The 20,962-nt window shown below is 46.8% G+C and carries 18 protein-coding genes; 5 read left to right on the forward strand and 13 right to left on the reverse strand.

The genetic code is table 11. From position 1 onward, the window contains the following. The 5 genes from S1OALGB6SA_RS04235 to S1OALGB6SA_RS04255 all read right to left on the reverse strand — a co-directional run. On the reverse strand, positions 1-196 hold a 196-nt coding region (locus tag S1OALGB6SA_RS04235), incomplete at its 3' end, for a hypothetical protein (RefSeq protein ID WP_148084025.1). Between the two features lie 264 nt (positions 197-460). Next, positions 461-1,483 (reverse strand): AEC family transporter, encoded by a 1,023-nt coding sequence (locus S1OALGB6SA_RS04240; protein ID WP_124032668.1) that lies wholly within the window; start codon positions 1,481-1,483, stop codon positions 461-463. Between the two features lie 42 nt (positions 1,484-1,525). Then, positions 1,526-2,059, reverse strand: a complete 534-nt coding sequence (cmk, locus tag S1OALGB6SA_RS04245) for a (d)CMP kinase (protein WP_124032669.1) — start codon at positions 2,057-2,059, stop codon at positions 1,526-1,528. Continuing rightward, on the reverse strand, positions 2,049-2,915 hold the full coding sequence (locus S1OALGB6SA_RS04250; protein WP_124032670.1) for a YicC/YloC family endoribonuclease: 867 nt from the start codon (positions 2,913-2,915) through the stop codon (positions 2,049-2,051). Before S1OALGB6SA_RS04250 ends, cmk begins: the two co-directional genes overlap by 11 nt. A gap of 149 nt (positions 2,916-3,064) precedes the next feature. Further along, the gene (locus S1OALGB6SA_RS04255; RefSeq protein ID WP_230204416.1) at positions 3,065-4,726 is read right to left on the reverse strand and encodes a UDP-N-acetylmuramate--L-alanine ligase; all 1,662 of its coding nucleotides are present in this window, start codon (positions 4,724-4,726) and stop codon (positions 3,065-3,067) included. A gap of 158 nt (positions 4,727-4,884) precedes the next feature. On the opposite strand from S1OALGB6SA_RS04255, the gene S1OALGB6SA_RS04260 reads away from it, so the two are divergent. Further along, positions 4,885-6,258 (forward strand): MATE family efflux transporter, encoded by a 1,374-nt coding sequence (locus tag S1OALGB6SA_RS04260; protein ID WP_037560458.1) that lies wholly within the window; start codon positions 4,885-4,887, stop codon positions 6,256-6,258. A 195-nt stretch (positions 6,259-6,453) separates the two neighbouring features. On the opposite strand, the gene mtaB is transcribed toward S1OALGB6SA_RS04260, so the two are convergent. Beyond that, entirely contained in the window at positions 6,454-7,920 is a 1,467-nt protein-coding gene (gene mtaB, locus S1OALGB6SA_RS04265) for a tRNA (N(6)-L-threonylcarbamoyladenosine(37)-C(2))-methylthiotransferase MtaB (protein WP_052079638.1), read from the reverse strand. Next, complete coding sequence (locus tag S1OALGB6SA_RS04270; protein WP_124032672.1) at positions 7,917-9,302, reverse strand: MiaB/RimO family radical SAM methylthiotransferase; 1,386 nt, start codon at positions 9,300-9,302, stop codon at positions 7,917-7,919. The genes mtaB and S1OALGB6SA_RS04270 overlap by 4 nt, the downstream gene beginning before the upstream one ends. Before the next feature lie 87 nt (positions 9,303-9,389). On the opposite strand from S1OALGB6SA_RS04270, the gene lipA reads away from it, so the two are divergent. Both lipA and S1OALGB6SA_RS04280 read left to right on the forward strand, forming a co-directional pair. After that, positions 9,390-10,298, forward strand: coding sequence for a lipoyl synthase (lipA, locus tag S1OALGB6SA_RS04275; RefSeq protein ID WP_037560459.1), 909 nt, complete (start codon positions 9,390-9,392; stop codon positions 10,296-10,298). Between the two features lie 160 nt (positions 10,299-10,458). After that, the gene (locus S1OALGB6SA_RS04280; protein WP_037560461.1) at positions 10,459-11,727 is read left to right on the forward strand and encodes an arginine deiminase; all 1,269 of its coding nucleotides are present in this window, start codon (positions 10,459-10,461) and stop codon (positions 11,725-11,727) included. A gap of 55 nt (positions 11,728-11,782) precedes the next feature. Here the strand turns inward: S1OALGB6SA_RS04280 and S1OALGB6SA_RS04285 are convergent, their stop codons facing one another. Together S1OALGB6SA_RS04285 and S1OALGB6SA_RS04290 are read right to left on the reverse strand one after the other, a co-directional pair. Then, complete coding sequence (locus S1OALGB6SA_RS04285; protein ID WP_037560463.1) at positions 11,783-12,463, reverse strand: metal-dependent transcriptional regulator; 681 nt, start codon at positions 12,461-12,463, stop codon at positions 11,783-11,785. A gap of 57 nt (positions 12,464-12,520) precedes the next feature. Next, positions 12,521-14,356 carry an NAD(P)/FAD-dependent oxidoreductase gene (locus S1OALGB6SA_RS04290; RefSeq protein WP_037560464.1) on the reverse strand — a complete coding sequence of 612 codons (1,836 nt, stop codon included), beginning with the start codon at positions 14,354-14,356 and terminating at the stop codon, positions 12,521-12,523. A gap of 45 nt (positions 14,357-14,401) precedes the next feature. Between S1OALGB6SA_RS04290 and S1OALGB6SA_RS04295 the strand changes: the two genes are divergently transcribed. Further along, entirely contained in the window at positions 14,402-15,478 is a 1,077-nt protein-coding gene (locus tag S1OALGB6SA_RS04295) for an FAD:protein FMN transferase (protein WP_037560466.1), read from the forward strand. 169 nt (positions 15,479-15,647) lie between these two features. Here the strand turns inward: S1OALGB6SA_RS04295 and S1OALGB6SA_RS04300 are convergent, their stop codons facing one another. From S1OALGB6SA_RS04300 to S1OALGB6SA_RS04315, 4 genes are read right to left on the reverse strand one after another with little or no spacing between them, the layout of a single operon-like run. Continuing rightward, positions 15,648-16,670 (reverse strand): hypothetical protein, encoded by a 1,023-nt coding sequence (locus S1OALGB6SA_RS04300; RefSeq protein WP_037560467.1) that lies wholly within the window; start codon positions 16,668-16,670, stop codon positions 15,648-15,650. Next, entirely contained in the window at positions 16,657-17,442 is a 786-nt protein-coding gene (aat, locus tag S1OALGB6SA_RS04305; protein WP_230204409.1) for a leucyl/phenylalanyl-tRNA--protein transferase, read from the reverse strand. Before aat ends, S1OALGB6SA_RS04300 begins: the two co-directional genes overlap by 14 nt. Then, a complete protein-coding gene (gene clpA / locus S1OALGB6SA_RS04310; protein WP_124032673.1) occupies positions 17,375-19,828 on the reverse strand; it encodes an ATP-dependent Clp protease ATP-binding subunit ClpA in 2,454 nt (817 codons plus the stop codon). The genes aat and clpA overlap by 68 nt, the downstream gene beginning before the upstream one ends. A gap of 1 nt (position 19,829) precedes the next feature. Beyond that, positions 19,830-20,168 carry an ATP-dependent Clp protease adaptor ClpS gene (locus S1OALGB6SA_RS04315; RefSeq protein WP_230204410.1) on the reverse strand — a complete coding sequence of 113 codons (339 nt, stop codon included), beginning with the start codon at positions 20,166-20,168 and terminating at the stop codon, positions 19,830-19,832. Positions 20,169-20,248: 80 nt separating this feature from the next. Between S1OALGB6SA_RS04315 and S1OALGB6SA_RS04320 the strand changes: the two genes are divergently transcribed. Next, positions 20,249-20,920: a hypothetical protein gene (locus tag S1OALGB6SA_RS04320; protein WP_037562387.1), complete on the forward strand. Its 672-nt coding sequence runs from the start codon at positions 20,249-20,251 to the stop codon at positions 20,918-20,920. Positions 20,921-20,962 lie beyond the last annotated feature (42 nt).

The following is a 20,962-nucleotide window of genomic DNA, read 5'->3' on the forward strand; positions in this document are numbered from 1 at the left end:
CTTCGGAATCTGTCGGAACAGTTGCACCGCTCCCCCCATTTAAATCGTAGGTAACTGGATATTCTGTACCTTTATTCAGATTTGCGCCTGTATCCAAATCTGTACCTGTATTCAAAGACGGATTTTTGCAAGCGATAATGATAGCCACTGTCGCTAAACCGAAGAGCAGTTTTATAAAAGTTCTCTTAATCTCCATTGCTTCTCCTCAAGGACAACGAATTGCTTGTCAATCAACTTGTTCACAAGAACAAGCTCATAGGCAACAAGGGCAATGTATCAGCTAATGAGTAAGCAAGCGATCACTTTTTCTTTGCACTGGCCACTTTTTTGCATCGAAACGCTTGATGCTAACTGGCAGGTGTTCTCGATTACAGAATTTCGCTATTGGTTTTGGGCAGCGAATTGATACCTGTTTGGATTAGTACTTACAGGATTGCACACGCGAACATATTTCAGGCGTTTAAGCGTATCCCCACAATTTTAACAGTGTCGCTATTATGCCAGCACTGAAGGCAGACCCCACTGTGCTTGCCGTTATAATAGCGGCAGCACGAGATGCTTCGTGCCCAAGAGAGCGCGAAATAACAAAAAAAGATATTGCTGTCGGACATGAAAACCCGATGACTATGGAAGCGGTCCAAGCTCTTTCTAACTGCATGACTCGCGCAATCAAAAAGGCTGCGGCAGGCATTACTATCAACTTGATTACAGCCGCAAACAGGGACTCGCCCCAATTAGCTATTCTGAATTGGAGGCTGCCGCCAATTGCTATTAGGGAAAGTGGAAGGCTCATTTCCCCAAGTATATCAAGTAGGGTTAACGCTAAGTCGGGAATTTTGAACTGTAAAAGATTCAGCAGTATTCCCAGTGCTATTGACATAGTTACCGGATTCGCAATGAAGCTTAACTTACTGGCAAAATACTTAATTCTACTTACCGTAAGCATTCCCCTTGCACTGTTAGAACCATTAACAGATTGTTGTGTCTGGGTGTGTTCGGAACCGGAGTTTGACACAAACCGTAAGGAAGCGTAACTATTCATCGATAGATAGCCAATGAATATATGCACCGGCATCACTAAAGCCGAAAAAATTGCCGCTCTGGCGAGTCCTTCCAGTCCATATAGGGCTTCCCCCAAGGCGTAACCCATAATCGCGACATTGCCCCAGATTGCCCCGGAGACAAAAAACCCCCGCGACTGCCTCCGAGAAACGACAAGGCAGGAAAAACCCCGGGAAATGAAAAAACAGGCAAACAAGGTGCCCCAAACTGTCAGTATCATTCTAAAAGACTGTGTCTTCTGAAAATCAACAAGTATAAGTGATTTTAGAAGCAATGCCGGAAGAAAGATGTTGAATACCAGACGAGTAATCTTCTCCGAGAAAATTTTATCAATCAGGCCCACTTTTCGCAGAATTGTTCCAATTGCAATGATTAGGAAAATCGGACTAACGCTCTTAACACTGTAAACGATATATTCCATGATAAATGGGGCATCATCCGAAAAGGATGCGAGAGGAATCCGCTATTTAAGCTTCCTCACTGCCTCTTCGATTCTATCGACTACTTGAGGTGCATCCAAACCATCGGTGTCGACAATCAAATCGGCCTTTGAGTAGTCGTAATTATCGATGCCATAAAGCCTCCAATACCTTTCGTGATCTCGTTTATCCCTTAGCGCGGTTGTGTTAAGCAAGTCTTCCATCGATCCTCCCTCCCGCTGTTGAATGCGCCTGGCCCGAATTTCCAACGATCCTTTTAGAAACACCTTGATATCGGCCTCGTCCAATAGCCAAATCGCAAGACGTGAACTCAAAACAGATGGCGATTTCCTTGCGAGGATTACCTGGGTTTGATCGACTCGTAAATCGTACTTATCTTCTATTTCAGCGCGTCTGCAAACCTCTTCAAAACTAATGCCATCCTCCGCCGCGATACTTCGAAAAGTGTAGTTGACTAAATACAGGTTCAGGCGTTCTGCAAGAATTCGGCTCACGGTAGAGTTGCCACATCCGCTGCAACCTGAAATCGCGATTTGCAGCCTGTTCTTATACGACATTGCGTAACTGCTCTCGGAGTTTCTCGAGGGCATCCTTCATGTTCACAACTTCCATGGCAATATTGGCTTGCGAGCATTTTGAGCCTATTGTATTTATTTCTCTTCCCATTTCTTGAGCGAGGAAGTCCAATTTCTTACCCTTTGCTCCAGCCAGGCTGATTTCCTTCCTAAACGCAGAGATATGTGCAGTTAAGCGAACTAGTTCCTCATTGATATTCGTTCTTGCAATCCAAGCTGCAACTTCCAGTAAAACACGCTGTTCATCGATGTAGTCTCCCAATATCTTGACAAAACCACGTCTTAATCTTTCTTCAACTTCGCTACGAATTGCAGGCGCTTGAGCGGAAGTATTCTCAATGGACCCTTCGATGGCAAGTAGCTGTTCTTTGATATCCTCGAGGAGCTGCTCACCTTCTTGTTCACGCATATCCGTAACCTGAATGGCGGCCGTGTGAAGCAGTGATTCAAGCATAGTCCAGTAAATTTCCATATCCCGTTCACGTTCCACTTTGAACACCCCATCCTGATTAGCTAGCAAAGCTAGGGGTATCTGCCGGGTATCGCCCAGGAGTCCTGCAAGCTCCTTCAGGGAACTTCTCCATGCAGCCGCAGCAGCCCGATCAACACTAATTGAAAGTTTGTTCTCAGTGTCCTTCATTCGAACGTTTATTTCCAGCTTACCACGTTCAAAGAATTTTAGCTTCTCCCGAATCCTCCCTTCCAGAACGGAGATAGATGAGGGCAGTAAGATTACAATATCAAGATAGCGGGTATTAAAAGACTTGATTTCAACTGCAATCCATACGCCAGAATCCTCTTTTTCGGCGTAGCCAAATCCCGTCATACTGTTTATCATTAATATAGACTCCCTATAGGACTCTTTGAAGATGCTCCGGTTTATGGTTGACAAAACGCTCGCGTTAGCAGTTCATTGCTCCTCAATCCAATGGCGTATCCTGTTTCTGACAGCCTGCCGGCAGATAGCTTAAGACGCACACTGCGGATTTAAGGGGTCAATCCTCCATATTCTCTTGAAACCCGCAAGCCGAGCGAACGGTTATTTCCTGCGCCCAGAGTGACAAACAAATCGCCGGCACGAAGAATAAGTCCTAAAGTGTGAGCAGCTTGGTCTAGGGTTTCGCAGTAGAAAGTTTCACGCTGCTCGTACTTTCCTCCCTTAAGTTTCCCACGCCTGGCGGAAACTCTCTTCCACAGTTCAAAACCGTCGATTGTACCATCGTATTTTTCTCTGGCCGAAGAGTAAACCGGGTGAAGAAGAAGTACATCAACACAATCGAAACAACTAGCAAATTCCTCAATCAACGCTACCGTGCGGCTATAAGTATGTGGCATAAAATCAACTATCAAGCGCCAATCTGGATAGAAGTCTCGCAGTCCATGGAGGAAGCACACAATGGATGTCGGATGATGTGCATAGTCGTCCATCACCAGCAGTCCATTCGTTTTGCTGATAATTTCGCTACGCCGCCTGCTACCTCGAAATTCAACCAGAGCTTTCTTCGCCGCCGCCCAGTCAAAATTCCTCTCAGACTCATCCACACAGAGCGAATGCACAAGCGCCAAAGCAGCAGCAGCATCCAAAATCGAATGTCTGCCGGGGAGTTTGAGTTGAAAATCACAATCAAATGCATCAAGTCGAAACAAATTGCTACCGCTGTCCTTCCCCGCAGTATTCCCAATCTCGACTCGCCACTTTCCCACGGCCTGCGTTCCATAAGGAATCATTCGTATATCGGATCGCTTCAAAGCAATTTGAGTAGCCACATCTCGCGCTCCATCATTGTCAAAGCAGTAGATTAGCCTTCCACCCTCGGGTAAACGACTACAAAACTCCACAAAGGCCAGGCTAATCGAAGCATAATCCGGGAAATAATCCTGGTGATCCGACTCCACACTGCTCAGCACAATCGTATTCGGAAAGAAATGTAAAAAATGACGTCGATACTCACAAGTCTCCGCCACCAGGAAACGATCCCCTCCCCTCCAAACCGAACGATAGGCATTGACATTCGCGTGCGCTTCACAAGTATCAACCTCGTCATCATCGCAGGGAACAGCATCTTGGGATCCGGAAATCACATCCGGGAAATTGCGCAAATTCCTTTCATCTCTCTCCCCAAAGCCTCTAACCGCACTCCCAACCACAACCGTAGCCGGCAATTCGAGCGCCCGAATCAGAATTCCAGCCATTGCTGCAGTGGTAGTCTTGCCGTGCACCCCTGCAACCGCTACCGCTTCATATCTACATGACAGCTCGCCAAGCGCCTCCGGATAACTCAGAATCGGTAAACCACGCCTATATGCTTCCGCCACAACTGCATTGGATTCATCATAAGCAGCCGACCGTATCACAAACTCAACATCGTCCCCCAGCAGGCTCTGTCCGTCAGTCCCAACAGCTGCTGCCCTGCCAGAGCACTTTGTTACGGTGACGTCGTTCGAAGTCTCATCTAAACTTGCATTGAAAACACCAACACTCACCCCTATGTCCGCCAAAATAGCATCTGTGTAAAACTCCTCTTCAACATCCGACCCCGAAACTCGCGCCCCAAGCGCCACAAGCAGTTCTGCGAGTGCGCACATACCCGTTCCCTTCACCCCAACAAAGTGAACATTGAACCCATCGAAGTTTTCCGGCAGCAGCATCACTTAAACATATCCCAATTCCCCTCTCACTAACAAGTTACCTTATCAAATTCCAGTCCAGCCAAATTCTTTCCGGTTGATTTCTTGAGATAAGACTGACGAGTCACTCCTGCTTCATCGCCTACACATCGGTATGAAACTAGGATATAGTCAATTCAATGACTAGTGACGGCGCTGTTTTTCGGCGCCCCAGAATTCAAGACATAATTGCGATTGCGCTTCCAATGGTACTAAGCCAGACTTCGGAAACAGTCAATCTCTTTGTCGATCGACTCTTCTTATCGAAGTTAGGAAAACTGCACATCGCCGGGGCAATGAGCGGCGGGCTTACAGCATTCAATATTATGTCCTTTTTCATCGGAATAATTGGATATGTTAACGCCGTTGTCGCCCAAAACGACGGAGCCGGCATTAGAAGAAACTGCTCGCGTGCAACGGCTCAGTCCATCCGTCTTGCCTTCGTTGGATGGCCGATTCTCATGTTTATGATTCCGCTAGTGAGACTGTTTTTCAACGCTATGGGGCATCTTCCCGAACAAATAATCCTGGAAATGTCTTATTTCCGCATACTTGTATTCGGCTCGATATTCGGTCTTATCAGGCATTCTCTAGCAGGTTTTTTCATAGGTTTAGGACGCACTCGCATGGTAATGATAGCGAATGCACTAGGCATGTTGGTGAATATTCCTGCCAATTGGATACTCATATTTGGGAAATTTGGAATGCCTGCGCTTGGCATTGTCGGTGCGGCATACGGGACTCTACTTGGCTCAATGACAATCATGCTCATCCTGCTGGGAATCTACTTTTCTCCGTTCTATAGAAAGGAATATGGAACCGCAATCGAGTTAGGCTTCGATCGATCACTCATGACGATTCTACTCCGATACGGAATTCCAGCTGGACTCGAAGCCTTCTTCAATATCACAGCGTTCAATTTTTTTGTCCAGTTGTTGCATTCATACAACCCGAACACGGCAGCGGCCGTAACAATAGTGTTTAATTATGACATGTTGGCATTCATTCCAATGCTGGGCCTCGGTTTCGCGGCTACCACCCTGGCGGGGAGATACGTGGGCGCAAGAGATATTGGCGGAGCTGAGCATTCCACACGGCTCACATTGTTAATCACTTGGATATATGCCGCTACCATGATGCTTATATTTATTTTCGGGGCAAAATTACTTGTCGGAGTATTCACCTCGGGTTTGGAAGGAGGAAAAACCGATGTTGCGCCCCTAGCTGTCACGATGCTCCGCCTGGCCGCACTGTACACCCTGGGAGATGCCACACAACTAATCTATGCTGGCGCACTAAGAGGTGCTGGAGATACTAAATTTGTAATGTGGATATCCGTTGGCACTCATTGGGTTTTTGCCGCAATCGCTTGGTTCTCTATCAAGGTATTGCACATATCGGTTATTGTGGTATGGGTGTTTTTTATCTGTTTCGTTTTGATTCTCGGCATAGGAATGCTGTTACGCTACCGCCTTGGGAACTGGAGAAAAATGAGCCTGGTAGTGAGAAGCTGATTTGCTTACAGCACATACACGGAATTAAATTGCGTTTCCACTAAATACAGAAAATGCTTGTGCCGTGAAACTTATCATCCGCAAATTGTTTAAAAACTGTCTTTCATTAAACGGCTTGCAATCGATTGTCCAGCCCCGCGAAACCCTCGCTATATGCTGAAACTACTGCCGCAAAATTTCATATAAGTGTAAATTCTATACCAACTTTCCCAGCAGCGCCGGATTCTCTCCAGTCTCGATATCCACTATTCCAACAGAAAAAAAGCAATTTCTTATTCCTTCACCAGCCCGGGTCCAACGCGCATCGAATTCGGTGTCTCTACCAGCGTTCGAACCGCCCATGCATCGGACGCTTGTATCCACATCGCATTCACACTTGCTTTGCGTCACCCATCTAATCCCAGCCTCATTCTCTGAAACCGCAAAACAAACCGGTACATAGGAACTCGAAAGCCCAGAGGCAATAATTGCGCCGTCAGCTCTCCGCGAAGCTTTTTCCACAAGCACTCTCTGCCTACTACCAATCAGGGAACTCCTGAAAAAACGTTTTGTGTCCACCGAAACTTCTCGAATTCGAGCTGCCCGACGCGCCTTCTCATTTTCCGGAATTTGTCCCTCCATTGATGCCGCAAGAGTGTCATCCCTCACTGAGTATGGAAAAACATGAATATGTCCAAACCTTAAGCGCTCACAGAAATCAAACACATCTTCAAAATCCACCTCAGTTTCACCGGGGAATCCAACGATTACATCAGTCGTGATATTGATGCCCGGTACCTGCCTGCGAAGCAACTCAACAATTCGCTCAAATTCACTCGCCGCATAGCGCCGTCCCATCAATCGAAGAATTCTTTCCGAGCCAGATTGCAAGCACAAATGCAAATGATTCGCCATCTTCGGGTGTGTCATCAGCTCTATGAATCTATCGTCAATTCCATCAGGCTCAATAGAACTCAATCGGAGACGGAAATCCCCTGAACAAGCAAGAGCGGCATCCAATAAATCTGTAAAGGTTTGATTACTCTGCTCCCAACGGCCCATATTTACGCCTGTAAGCACCATTTCCCGAAAACCAGCTTTCACTGCCTCTTCAATAGCAGCGACACAGTCATCAAGCCCTCTGCTAAATCCCGGACCACGCACAAATGGGACAATGCAGAAGCTGCAAAAATTGTCACAACCATCTTGAATTTTAATCAAAGCCCTTGTTCGAGTTGCCCGCTTTGCAACTATCGGTTTGGCATCGATAAACTTGCCTCGAAAATGCGCATCCACAAGCCCCGGAATACGAGCCTTGTTCATATTACCAACTAGGAAGACGTTGCCATCGTTCTGAAAATGCACATCCTCTAGCTTCCGATTCTCAATCGGCTCGGATTTTCTAAAATTGGCATCAATATGGCAGCCAGTGAAAACCAGCAGTGGATGTGGGCGATTATTCGTGGCTATTCGCATTGCTTTGTTCATCTCCGAACGACTTTTTCTGTCGGCATTTCTTGTAACGGTGCAGCTGTTAAACACAATTGCATCAGCTCTCTCGCCAAAATCAACCAAATCCCAACCTCTTGTCAAAAAATCCGCTGCCATTGATTCGGTTTCTGACTGATTCAATTTACAACCTAGGGTTTTAAAAGCTACCTTGCGATTTTGTAGCACACTCATAACACTCTACCTTCAACACTCAAAGATCCGGTTGAAATGATTTGTACCATGGCAAATTCTCCCACTTTTGTTCTATTCCCGATATCTTTGCCAGGTGATTTTGCGGTATCCGTATTCAGACTAAGACGTACTGGAATCCTGCCCTCCGTATAACCAAAAGAATAATCTTTCCGCTCATCCTCACCGCAAAGCAGAACTCTCTGCTTCTTTGCCAGCAATTTTCTGTTCTTACGAGAGGCTGTTTCCCGTAAAACTTCGCTTGCCTCAGTAAAACGCCTCTCCTTTACCTCTCTCCTGATATCATCTCTCCAACGCTCGCTCGTCGCTCCCGGCCTTGGACTGTACTTCGCAATATATGCCATATCGAATCGGAATTCTTTCATTGCCTCCAGGGTTCTTTCAAACTGTGTTTCAGTCTCGCCACAGAATCCCACGATGATATCTGTAAACAGAGTTGCCTCGGGCAAAGTGTGCCGTATTGCATACACCATCCGTCGATAATCCGCCAAGGAATAGTTACGATTCATTCTATAAAGCACCTCATCATCGCCTGATTGAAGAGGAAGATGTATTTGCTTTGCCAGCACATCATATTCTGCTATTACTTCAAGCAATTCCCCACTCATATCTCGCGGATGGGGCGATGTGAAATAGGTCCAAAAATTCTTACCTGTCTCACGGCCAATTTTTCCAATCGATTTCATCAGTTCCACAAAGTTCAGTTCCAAATCCCCCTTGTCAAGACCGTAGGAATTAACATTTTGTCCCAGGAGAGTAATCGAACGATAGTTCTTCCCAATCAGAGAGCGCAGCTCGTCCAGTATACCCGTCGAAAGCCGAGAAACCTCACGGCCTCTTGTGTAAGGAACCGCACAGAAGGTGCAAAATTTGTTACAACCGTTCTGTATCGGGATGAATGCCTCCGCTTTCGATGAATAGACAGGCCGAAGTTCCCAGAAGTTCTCAAGTCTCTCCTTAGTCATCAAATCGCCGCTTGCAGATTTGCCCGAAGGCTTATCAGATAAAACAGCATTCGACATGTCACCAGTTTTTGCACGTATCATTTCAGGTAAGCTTGAAACCATATCTATGGGGAACACCAAGTCAAACAGTTCCTCAAACTTCTCTCCGTCGGCGGGCAGAAAGCAACCTGAAAGGAAGGTTAGAATTTTCCCCTTGGATGCATTCCAATTGCGTATTTTCCCGTATACTCTATCTACTGCCTTTTGCCTTATGGAACAGGCAATTATCCCCTTAATTGCTAAGTCTGGATCGTCCTCGAACTCGCTTTCCTCGAAACCCATAGAGTTCAAAATCGTGCGGATTCTTCCGGTATCAGAACGATTCATCTGGCAGCCGAAAGGCAATACCATATATTTCATCGCCCGATTTTCCTTCTTTCAAGAAATTAAGGCAAGCACCGTGATTTCGCTTGTCAAAGCAAGCAGTCTGAGCTAACTTGAACCAGAGTGATAGAAACACTCAGAAAGCCCGAGTGGTTGAAGATACAACTCAATACCGCAGAGAACACAGGCACAATTAAGCGAAAGCTGCGTGTGAGGAATTTGAACACGGTGTGCAAGGAAGCTCGGTGTCCAAACCTCCACGAATGCTGGAGTGAGTTCCGAACCGCTACTTTTATGATACTCGGATCTATTTGCACTCGAAGCTGCCGATTTTGTGCAGTGGAGGGAGGGAAGTCTCCGGAAGCCCTGGATGAGGACGAGCCGCGACGAGTAGCTTTGACTATAAAAGAACTCGGTATCGAACATGCGGTGATTACCATGGTATCTAGGGACGACTTGGAAGATGGGGGTGCTAATCATCTGGCAGCCACTCGGATGGCCATAGGAGCTATGAATCCTGCGATTACAGTGGAATACCTCTCTTCGGATATGAATAGCCGCAGAGAAAGCATAGCGACACTCGTTGAATCGGCTCCGGATGTAATCGGCCATAATCTTGAAACTGTACGACGCCTCACCCCCCTTGTTCGATCCAACAGTAATTACGACCGTTCCCTGGATTTTTTAGAGACCGCCAAAGAAATGGCCCCCAACATTTTGATTAAAAGCAGCATCATGTTAGGACTCGGCGAAGAAAAATACGAAGTTCTGGAAACCATGTCGGATATCAAAAAAACGGGGTGTGACGCTCTCTACATAGGACAGTATTTGCAACCAACCAGGAACAGGAGACATCTGCCGGTAATGCGCTATTGGGATCCCGATGATTTCCTCAAACTTAAGGAAAATGCTCTCAACATGGGATTTATCTATGTTGAAGCGGGTCCGATGGTTAGATCCAGTTATCACGCCGGAAACCATAAGGAACTGTTCCGGAAATATCGCGCAAAAAGATTGGCTTACACTCGATGAATTCGTTTTCCTCGAGATTCGAACAATGAACCGGGTATCGGGGACGGATTCCGACAGGGTTGCTGTGGCAGGCTCTGGAGTTTAGTCGGGTTTGTATGATTGTTGTATTGCTTAGTCGAAATGTATACAACCGGACGTCGAACTCGATCCAGGACTGTCTGTGAAACCTGGATTGGTTGTATCTTCGGAAGTGGGAGCTCTGCGAAAGGTGCTACTGCACAGACCAGGGAAGGAGGTGGAAACCCTAACTCCCGAGATGCTGGAAAATCTTCTCTTCGAAGACATTCCGTGGTTAAAAAAGCTGCGTGAAGAGCACGATGGATTTGCGGATCTACTCAGAAAACAGGGCTGCGAAGTCTATTACTACTCCGATTTGTTAAGGGAAGTGCTTCATGATACCAATCTTGCAAGGGAAGTCGCCGAGTATTTGGTTCCGACTGGGAGACTTCCGCAGTCGAGTCTGCGAAATGAGGTTCTGGAATTTTTACTGGCTATGAGCGCAGATGCCTTAGTCGAAGTTATGATTGCTGGCCTGAGAAAAGACGAAATTTCGCACGGCAGAAGGAATAGAAGTCTATCATGGTGGATTCAGGAAGACTTCCCTTTTTACATAGACCCACTACCCAATCTCTACTTCACGCGGGATCCTGGGATGATTATCGGAACCGGTATGGTATTGGGTTTGATGCAAACTCAGGCTAGGAGCAGAGAAGTTTACTTACTCAATCTAATTCGCTGCCATCATGAGCTATTCGCTCCTGTTCGAGACAGGCTGTGGTACGGACCGAATAACGATAAGGATTGGCAAAACTACGCGACGCAGTGGCATGGGCCGGGAAATTCTTTGGAGGGGGGAGATATTCTGGTGCTTTCAGATACGGCGGTTGTGATGGGGGTGAGTATGCGCAGTAGTGTCAACGCGGTTGAGACACTGGCGGAACATCTTTTTCGCAGTGATTCTGGTATTCGTGAAATCCTGGTTGTAAAGATACCGGTAGCTCGAGCCTGCATGCATCTGGATACGGTGCTCACCATGGTGGATTGGGATAGCTTCATTCTATTCCCAGGAATAGCCGATTCGATTCAAGTATTTAAGCTAAGCCCAGGGCGTGCTGGTACGCTCAAAATCAAAGAAGCACGTAGTTTGGAGAAGGGGCTGGCCGACGTACTTGGAGTGCATCGGGTGCGACTCATTGCCAGTGGAATCAGAGATGGGAACATCGCGGCAAGAGAGCAGTGGAACAACAGCGCGAATACACTGGCCATCGCACCGGGCAAAATCATCACCTACAATCGTAACAACTCAGCAAATGAGCTGTTCGAAAAGGCTGGCATCGAGGTTTTGGAAATCGATGGCTCGGAACTAACCAGGGGAAGGGGAGGACCCCGCTGTATGAGCATGCCCATCCTCCGTGACAACTCTCCTTAAGAGTCGGGGAATCCCCGCCTCCGAAGCAGTGCCAGTGCACAGCCGCTACTGCAACTCAATCACAGGCCTGCCACCTGATACAGGTTGAAAACCCAATCGGAATCTCCAGATTGCCAGTCCTGGCGATGCAAGCAGTTTCCGTTTCGGATTGCGATACTATCTCAACCTCCATGCCCGGCTCAAGCCCGTTCTCCTGACAGAAAGAAAGCATACCGTCAAGCAGTTCGCCCTCCTCAGTAATTCTGATAATCCTTACCCTCGTCCCCCTCTTAGCCTCTATCAGAGTTGGCGCAGTCAGATATTCTTGCTCTACGCTGGAACCAGGTAGCGGATTTCCATGCGGGCAGGTGCTTGGATAGTCAAACCGCTTCAACAGATAAGCAGTTAACTCATCAGAAAGGGAAGCCTGTAGATTCACTGCCTCAGCGTCCGACTTATCCCAAGGATAACCCAGTGCTCGAACCAACAGATGCTCAAGCAAGAAATGGCGCTTTACGGCTTTCTCTGCCAAAGCACGCCCTTTGGTGGTTAGTTCAATCGTACCATAGCGTTTCTGAGCCACTAAGCCCAATCTTTTCAAACGTCCAACAGCCTGTGACACTGCCGGACGGGATACTCTGAGTCTGGCTGCCAAATCTGAATTCGGGACAACGCCATTATCGCGCTCAATGAAGAAAATCTGAACAAGATATTCGGGCGCAACCGGGAACTGACTTTTTAGCGACTCAAGAGTCAAATCTTATCTCCATGCCTCATCGACATCCCCCCTTATTGACTCCAGAAACAAGCTGTACTATCTCCGCACTTTTTTAATCGTGGGCTCACCGACATAGAGGAAAGTTCTCCGTGCCAGGTATGTGCCGTTCCACCATCTTTTCACGAAGGGAACAATCCAATAATCCAAACCAACTATCCGGCCAGAGCCTCCCATTAAGGCCAATGCAGCAAAAATATACCAAAGAATCGAGGAATCCGCCATCGCTCCCACTATAAGCATTATACCAAAAAGGATGGATGCTGCGGCAGAAAGCCAGGTAAATGCACCTCCAATCAACATCAACCCTATGAGTATTTCGAAAAAAACAATGCCCGTCTGAAAAAAGAAAGGCGCCCGGTTTACAGTCCAATGAGCAATCCAGACATAGAGCTCCCATGGCTTGGCAAGCAATGCTGATCCATACTCAGCAGTTTCGACAGCGTTAGTAGCCGCCGTCACAGCATCCGTCCCGACATTCACCACCGATACAAAATCGTTCGATCTATCCAACCAACCCCCCAGAGCTTTCTCTAACCCTTGAATCAACCACTGTATTCCAACAAACACTCGGAGAGGAAGAAGCCAATATGCGGGAACCTTCCATGCGAAGAAAGATCCAATCAAAGAGCGTCCGTAACGGATATCCAATATCTCATGTTTCAAATACGCCCAGGAGGCATTAAATCCTGCAATAGTAAATAAATAATACAAATTCACCACATGCTTCATAGCCATCGCGAAAAAGCCGGCCATTGTAATTCCACCTGTGTGGGAAACCGCGAATTTACTGCCAATAGAAACCATATATCCATGATACTTGCCGCGGTATCGCCGATAAACGCCCGCTTTTTCACCAAGCATTCTATCGATATCAACAGAGATATTGTAAGCTGCGGTCTTTGCTGTTTGTTCTGCCGCTTCAACTATCTGTGGAACAGGCACTCCATCCTCAAGGAACCAAATACCATCGCCAGCCATATAGGCATTCTCATGGCCGCTACAGCGCATAAAGACATCGACTTCCTTTCGTCCCGCCTTGCCTTCCTTCAAAACAGGATTATCAGTGAAACAATTCCCCTTCACACCGCAAGTCCATACCTTTGTGCCGGCCTTGATAACTTCACCACTCTTCAAATGAAAGGCCGTTGGAGTAGCCTTCGTTACAAGGGAATTAACTCGAATCTCCACACCCTTCTTCTCCATATATGCTTTTGCCTCAGCTCTCAATTTGCCGGGAAGCATCTGAAGTATATCCCCCAGGGCCTCAAGATTTATCAATCTCACATCTTTCGGGGACAGCGCATACTTTTCACATAGAACCGGCAAATATTCCACCAATTCACCGACTAACTCCACTCCCGTAAAACCCCCGCCGGCTACGACTACAGTCATAAGCTCACGGCGTCTTTCCTCATCGCTCTCAAGAGCAGCCTTACGATAAATCGTCTCAAGATGTCTCCGAATCCGCAGCGCATCGTCAATGGACCAGAGTGAAAGTGTATTGTCCTTCACACCCGCGATATTGAAGTCCGTCGGTATTCCGCCGTAGGCAAATAAAATTCTATCCCATTTGTACTCAGCGGTTTTACCAATCGCCCTTTTCCCATCAAAATCCACATCCACAATTTCATCAAAAACTACATCCACATTGGTTCCTGAAAGTATTCTACCGTAGCTCACTTTTACAGACGCCTGCGGCACCCGATCGCCCGCGACTTCGTGGAGTTCCGTCATCAAAGTGTGAAAACGATTTCGATCAACAAGAATAATCTTGACTGTTTTGCGCCTCTTATACTTCCTACTTAGAAACCTGGCCGCGCTCAAACCCGCATAACCGCCGCCAACTATCAGAATCCGCTTCGTTTCGCTCATCAAGAGAACCCTCCATATCTGACCACATTACAATATACTTGCTCTATGACAAAAATTAAATCGCCTGGAAGCAAGATAATTCTTCTTACGCTCGCGCTAGGCCTCACAATCGGATTAACCTTGCGTTCCATAGGCAGAGAAAATAGTAAAACTGATATAATCGAAAATAGCAGGTTTCTTCTCGATACGCTTGTCTCAATCCGAATATACCAGAGCGATAGTCAAGAAATTCCTGACGGCGCTTTTGAGCTTATTGAAGAACTGGAAAATCAGCTGAGCCATTATGAAGCTTCAAGTGAAATCTCACGGATAAATTCCACTCCTGTCGGTACCGCGATTCCAGTTTCGGAGTCTACAAGAAAGTTAATATCGGTTGGTCTGCACTATGCCCGTCTCTCGGGTGGAGCCTTCGATCCCACAATTGGAGCCCTGGTTAACCTGTGGAACATTGGCACCGAGAATGCTCGGCTTCCCACTCTCCATGAAATACAGGCCACGCTACCCTTTGTGGACTATCGGGCCGTCTTAATAGCATCAGAAACCGTAACCCTCAAGCACCAACCGCCAACCTTAACTTCCACCCGAATGACGCTAGATCTTGGCGGAATCGCGAAAGGCTGGATAGCCGATCGCGTTGCGGAATTCCTACACAATAGCGGTGAACAGAACTTCCTCATCAACCTGGGCGGGAACATACTTGTCTCAGGTTCAAAACCAAACGGTGAAGCCTATAGGATAGGCATTCAAGACCCCTTCGACGACCGAGGGAAATATCTAGGCATCATCACTTTGGAAGTCGGGTCTGTGGTAACCTCAGGCATATACGAACGCTTTTTTGAATTAGACGGCAAACGCTATCACCATATCCTGAGTACCAGCAACGGATATCCAATCGACAACGGACTTGCAGGGGTGACCATCTTATCCGAACACTCAGTTGACGGCGACGCCCTATCAACCGCAATCTTTGCACTGGGAATCGAAGAGGGTCTGAAACTTGTACACAGTCTCGAGGGTATTGAAGCCGTGTTAATTGATACAAAGGGCAACATACTGATCACACCCGGCGCGGAAGCGAATTTCGAACCTACCACCCCAAGTTTACAGGTTGAAGTACGGTAGTGGCATTCGCATCGAATTCAAAATTCAAGTTCAACAGTCTACCTCACGCACTAAAAACCCATCCCGAAGGCTTACGCTCCCTGCTCCGAAACTTCCATAGCTTTGTAGCTACTTCGCGGCTACCCCATACTCGAGCAACCTGGTATGGCTGACATCTAAATCAACACTTTCAATATCTAATCCCTCCGAAGAGAGAAGAGGAAAGCATATCCGTCCGCCCACGCGCTACAGCAAGATTCCACCACTCGAAGCGGACGCCAATATACGCATGGTTGAAATACCATGAACCCTCAACTCTGTAATCAATCAAGTCGATTACTTCCCCCCCTGTTGCAGATGAATAGATACGCAATTCTCCCTTAAATACCAGGCGCTCCAGAGAGTCGGCATTGAATAGATGATACAACACCGGATCCTGTACCCAGAAGCCAAAAAAGAAAGCTGAATTATACTCTGTATCAACTTCCTTTACCGTATGAAGTGAAATTCCGAAATCAATTCCAATTTCCAGCCTTGACGAAGAGCTTTCGAGTACAAATCCCCTAAAATTGATTCCTAAGTCCAATGAATTAAACAAATCGCTCGGCTTACCCGGTGGCCAGGAGTATCCACTGCTCCGAAGGTTAAAACCTCCAGCTTTGCCAAGAAATGGCATCCAGTATCTGGCATCTAAACCAAGAGCCGCGAAAACAAACTCATTCCCAGTTAGCCATATATTCTTCAATTCCGATGACTGGGGATCTAGTGCAAACAGCTTCAATGAAATATCTGTCCGAAGGTTGTCCCGAAAATCAGCCGGATCCTTTTCGTTATCCCTTTCCCCTCTATCGATTGTGAATTTAGGATTAGGAGGCGATTCGCCATCGGTTTCGTCATTGGGTAACTCCACCTCAGCCACCTCTCCAGATGCCCAGTGTCTTTGCGCTTCATCTATTGCGGATAGTTCTTGAAAGGAAATTCTATAAGAATGAATCCTGGAATCCGTAGGATCAAGCTTTTCCGCTTCGTCAAGAGCCAGAAATGCCTCCGCCCATAGTCCCTTTCCCGCAAAATCAAGGGCTGCAATGAGTAACTCGTCTAGTTCGGACTCAGGAACCTCCACCGCATAGTCTTCCTGAACTTCACTTTGAGCAAAAACTCGCCCCATCGAACTAAGTAAGTATATGAAAACAAAAAGTCTAATTGACTTCAAAGGAATTCCATAAGGCCGATTTCGGAAATTCCGGAAAGAATTTCTTCCAATTCCCTTTGAATGTCGGCTTCTTCAGCTCTAGAGCAAGCATGCCAAGAAATCTCTTTCGGGGAATATCAACAGCCCCAAATGAAGAAAGGAGTTGAGTGTGTTGCTGACAGTCAATCAATCCAAAATCGGCATCGATCAAGGCACCAACAAGGGCTGCAAACGCCAGCTTCGAAGCTTCAGGCTGCAGGGTGAACATGGACTCGCCATAGAAGCATCCACCCAGAGCCACCCCGTAAAGTCCCCCCGCAAGTTCTTCACCTTTCCACGTCTCCACCGAATGCGCATATCCCAATTCATTGAGCTTCGTATAGGCTTTCACCATATCATTTGTAATCCAAGTGCCCTTCTGAGCTGGTCGCTTAACTTCACGACAATGCCCAATCACCAATGGGAATGCTGCATCCAAAGTGAACCTGTAAGCACTTCTTCTGATATGCCTGCGCAGTTTCTTTGAGAGACGAATTTGTTTGGGGTGAAGTATGAAACGTGGGTTTAAGCTCCACCAGAGTATCGGTTCCCCGTCGGTGAACCAGGGGAATATACCCCTGCGATATGCCGATAGAAGAATCTCTGGGGAAAGTTCGCCGCCAACAGCCACAATCTCCCCATCAGTTTCCGACGGATCTGGTAACATCACACTAACTTCGGGAGAATCACGTGTATCGTTGTCGATTGTCAGCCTCCGTCCTGATATGGATATCGTCTCCCTCGATATCAGCAATCGCAAGACCACCTCTGGAGAGCGATCCAAAAAGAACCTCGTCTACAAAGAAGCTCTTTATTTTATCCTCAACAACGCGAGCCACATTGCGCGCTCCAAACTCGGAAGAATATCCCCTCTTGGCAATCCAGATAATTGCAGCATCGGAAACTTTCAGGCTCACTCCTTTGGGGTTAAGCATGTTTCTAAACTCATCTAGTTCCTTTCTCACAATTTTCATCACAATCTCAATATCCAATCGTTCGAATTTCACAACCTTATCCAGACGATTCCTAAATTCCGGAGAGAAAATTCTCTCGACCGCACTATCAAGAGCGCCGTAGTTGTGCTCACCCGCACCGAAGCCGATTTTCTGTTTCCCAATTTCTCGAGCGCCTGCATTAGACGTCATAATTATTACAACATTTCTAAAATCTGCCTTGCGCCCCATGTTATCCGTTATGGTAGCATAGTCCATCATCTGAAGAAGTACGTTATAGATATCCGGATGTGCCTTTTCTATCTCATCAAGAAGCAACACTGCGCGAGGTGTTTTCCGTATCGCATCGGTTAGAATTCCGCCTTCTTCATAACCCACATAACCCGGAGGTGAACCAATCAAGCGGCTTACCGTATGCTTCTCCTGGTATTCACTCATATCAAAACGGTGTAGTGGAACTCCCAATTCCTTGGCCAGGCTTCGGGCAAGTTCGGTTTTTCCAACCCCAGTTGGGCCAGCAAAGAGAAAACTGGCAACCGGTTTATCGGAATTGCGAAAGCCGGCCCTGGAACGCTTGATTGCCGTTGCCACATCATCAACAGCCCGATCTTGACCAAAAATCATCATTTTAAGTCGATCAGCAAGACTCATAAGCTGATCGGTTTCACTTGTGGAGACAGTTTTTTCTGGAATTCTGGCAATTTTAGCAAGTACCTTTTCTATGTCCGATACTGCAATTCGAGGAAGCAATCCTCCACTTGTCTCGTCGAGCTCCCTGGTTTGCCGCACGAGCTTTTTATTCATGTCCGGAAGTTCGATTTGTCCCGACAATCCTGGCCGAGCTCTCAGCGTTTCAGTTTCCACACCCGCGGCAATCTTCTCATATGACTCATCGTCTTTAGACGGCTCTTCTGGTTTGGGAGAATCCCCCTCCTCGTGCAGTCTTTTCCAGGCTCCTGCCTCATCAATAAGATCAATTGCCTTATCGGGCAGTTTCTTCTCGTTGATAAACTGATCCGATAGTTCTACCGCCGCTTTAAGGGCTTCATTCTCGTAAACCACGCCATGGTGTGATTCATACGCAGCTTTGAGTCCAAGCAATATCTGATATGTCTCGTCCTTCGACGGTTCAAGCACATCGATTCTCTGGAACCGCCTTGCCAAGGCACGATCTTTCTCAAAAAATTTCTTGAAGTCTTCATGAGTGGTGGAGCCAATGCAGCGGAGCCTTCCGGACATTAGCGCCGGCTTCAGTAAATTTGATGCGTCCATACTGCCACCCGAAGTAGCGCCAGCTCCTATGATAGTGTGAATTTCATCGATAAACAGGATAACATTGTCCTTTTTTTCAAGTTCGCTTAACACTCTTTTTATTCGCTCTTCAAAGTCGCCTCGATAACGTGTACCAGCGAGAAGCGATCCCATGTCCAGGGTCCAAATTCTGAATCCCCTGAGAAAACTTGGTACTTCCTCATCTATGATAAGATGGGCCAAACCTTCGGTAATTGCTGTCTTTCCCACTCCGGGATCGCCAACATGTATGGGGTTGTTTTTGAGCCGTCGGCTAAGCACTTGCAAGGTTCGTTCAACAATATCCTCACGTCCAATTAGCGGTTCCAGTTCACCTTTTTCCGCTCTGCTTGTTAAATCGGTTGCAAATTGCTCTAAAGCGCTGTTTTTTCTCTGTTTGACACCGCTTTTTTCCTCCTTATAATTGTCATCTGCACTGTCACTTTTCGCCTCATTTGCCTCATCATCCAAATTAGGCAACATGCCATGAGAAATTATCTCTAGCAGTCTTAGACGTTCAACTCCCGCTTTTCGCAGGTAATATGAAGCAAAAGACTCTCTCAAGTCAAAAAGCGCCATTAAAAGATCTGATGAGGCTATTTCGTCTTTTCCAGCACTAGTCATACGAATCATTGTTTGTTCAATTACATCCTGCCAACCTTCAGTTAAAATTGGCTCCGCATTATCATTCTTCTTTATGTACTTCGCAAAATACGATTCCAGATCTTTGCGCACTTCATCGGGATCGGCATCGCACTTTTCCAGAATCTCACGCGGAGTATCGAACGCCAATGCCGTGTACAATATGTGCTCCGGAGTGATAAATTCATGTCCTGATGCTTTGGCTTCATTGTACGCAACGTTCAATATTCCCTGTACTTCTTCTGTCGGTCTCATATCATGCCTTTTCCAAAATACTTTTTAGGGGGAATTCACGTTGGCGAGCTAAATGAGTCACCTGGGCAATTTTTGTGCGGCCTATATCATAAGGATAGATTCCTACCATCCCCTGTCCTCTATTATGAACATCAAGCATTATTTTCGTAGCTTCAATCGGCGCTTTATGAAACACCGAAACCAACACTTCCACCACAAAATCTCTCGGGGTATAATCGTCGTTGAGAAAAATTACTTTCCACATATCAGGCTCTTTTAAGTTTTCCCTGATATCCTCAAGTAATTCGCCGTCGTTAATCTCTTTAGGATCCATAGACATATGAGAATTTACGACTTTCACACAATACTATCAACGATAAAGTGTATTTGGGAGTTTTACAAAAATAACATTCTAAGATATCATGCGTCTGGAGGCTCGCTATGAAATATATCGTTTCCCTCGTGCTTATTTTCCTGATCGCCGCAATTGCGGCCAGTGCACAGACGAAATTCTATGAGAATATGTCCGATGCGCAACGCTACGATCTTGCCGACGCATACGATCAGGTGGCCGATCGCTTTGAAGAATTGGATGATGCTCCGCGTGCTGAGAAATTGCGAGCCATGGTTAAGCTCATTTTCCCTGATTTCTATCAGACAGAGCGTCCTGCTGAAGTGGTGGATACAGTGGTGCCGACTCCAACCCAGGAGAGTTTGGAGGATAGAGTTGGACGAGAGGCTTCGGAGTATCAGTTCAGCAAACTGCTGCGCGGGATTTTTGACGAGGATACAGCTCTCTCGCTTTCAGTGATCGCGGAGACATTGTACCTTCCTCTCTACGATGAAGGTATCAGGAAGCCCGATTTGGAAACGGAAATGGAACGGTTCTTCTCGAAGTACAATGTTGATTCCTACGAGGCTGAGGATATTTTCCAACTGGAACACATAGAGGTTATCTCGCTTGAGAATGGTTACTGGCGTCTGGATGTTAAAACTTGGCCTCAATTTGCTGGAGCGCTCGAGGAAATGACTTTTTGGTCTGAAAAGATGGGTTTTTACTTCCGTAAATTCCCGCAGGGATGGAGGCTGGCTGCCATCGGGCCGGTGGCCTAAGAGCCATCATCCGACTGAACCGGTGATGGCTGTGAAAAAATC

Source organism: Olavius algarvensis spirochete endosymbiont, from assembly GCA_900608495.1.
GTDB lineage: Bacteria > Spirochaetota > Spirochaetia > DSM-2461 > DSM-2461 > UBA2779.

What these genes read in the sequence shown, in the direction of transcription:
- S1OALGB6SA_RS04240 (WP_124032668.1), bottom strand. Translation starts at nt 1,483, where the DNA reads ATGGAATATATCGTTTACAGTGTTAAGAGCGTTAGTCCGATTTTCCTA.
- cmk (WP_124032669.1), bottom strand. Translation starts at nt 2,059, where the DNA reads ATGTCGTATAAGAACAGGCTGCAAATCGCGATTTCAGGTTGCAGCGGA.
- S1OALGB6SA_RS04250 (WP_124032670.1), bottom strand. Translation starts at nt 2,915, where the DNA reads ATGATAAACAGTATGACGGGATTTGGCTACGCCGAAAAAGAGGATTCT.
- S1OALGB6SA_RS04255 (WP_230204416.1), bottom strand. Translation starts at nt 4,726, where the DNA reads ATGCTGCTGCCGGAAAACTTCGATGGGTTCAATGTTCACTTTGTTGGG.
- S1OALGB6SA_RS04260 (WP_037560458.1), top strand. Translation starts at nt 4,885, where the DNA reads ATGACTAGTGACGGCGCTGTTTTTCGGCGCCCCAGAATTCAAGACATA.
- mtaB (WP_052079638.1), bottom strand. Translation starts at nt 7,920, where the DNA reads ATGAGTGTGCTACAAAATCGCAAGGTAGCTTTTAAAACCCTAGGTTGT.
- S1OALGB6SA_RS04270 (WP_124032672.1), bottom strand. Translation starts at nt 9,302, where the DNA reads ATGAAATATATGGTATTGCCTTTCGGCTGCCAGATGAATCGTTCTGAT.
- S1OALGB6SA_RS04290 (WP_037560464.1), bottom strand. Translation starts at nt 14,356, where the DNA reads ATGAGCGAAACGAAGCGGATTCTGATAGTTGGCGGCGGTTATGCGGGT.
- S1OALGB6SA_RS04295 (WP_037560466.1), top strand. Translation starts at nt 14,402, where the DNA reads ATGACAAAAATTAAATCGCCTGGAAGCAAGATAATTCTTCTTACGCTC.
- clpA (WP_124032673.1), bottom strand. Translation starts at nt 19,828, where the DNA reads ATGAGACCGACAGAAGAAGTACAGGGAATATTGAACGTTGCGTACAAT.
- S1OALGB6SA_RS04320 (WP_037562387.1), top strand. Translation starts at nt 20,249, where the DNA reads ATGAAATATATCGTTTCCCTCGTGCTTATTTTCCTGATCGCCGCAATT.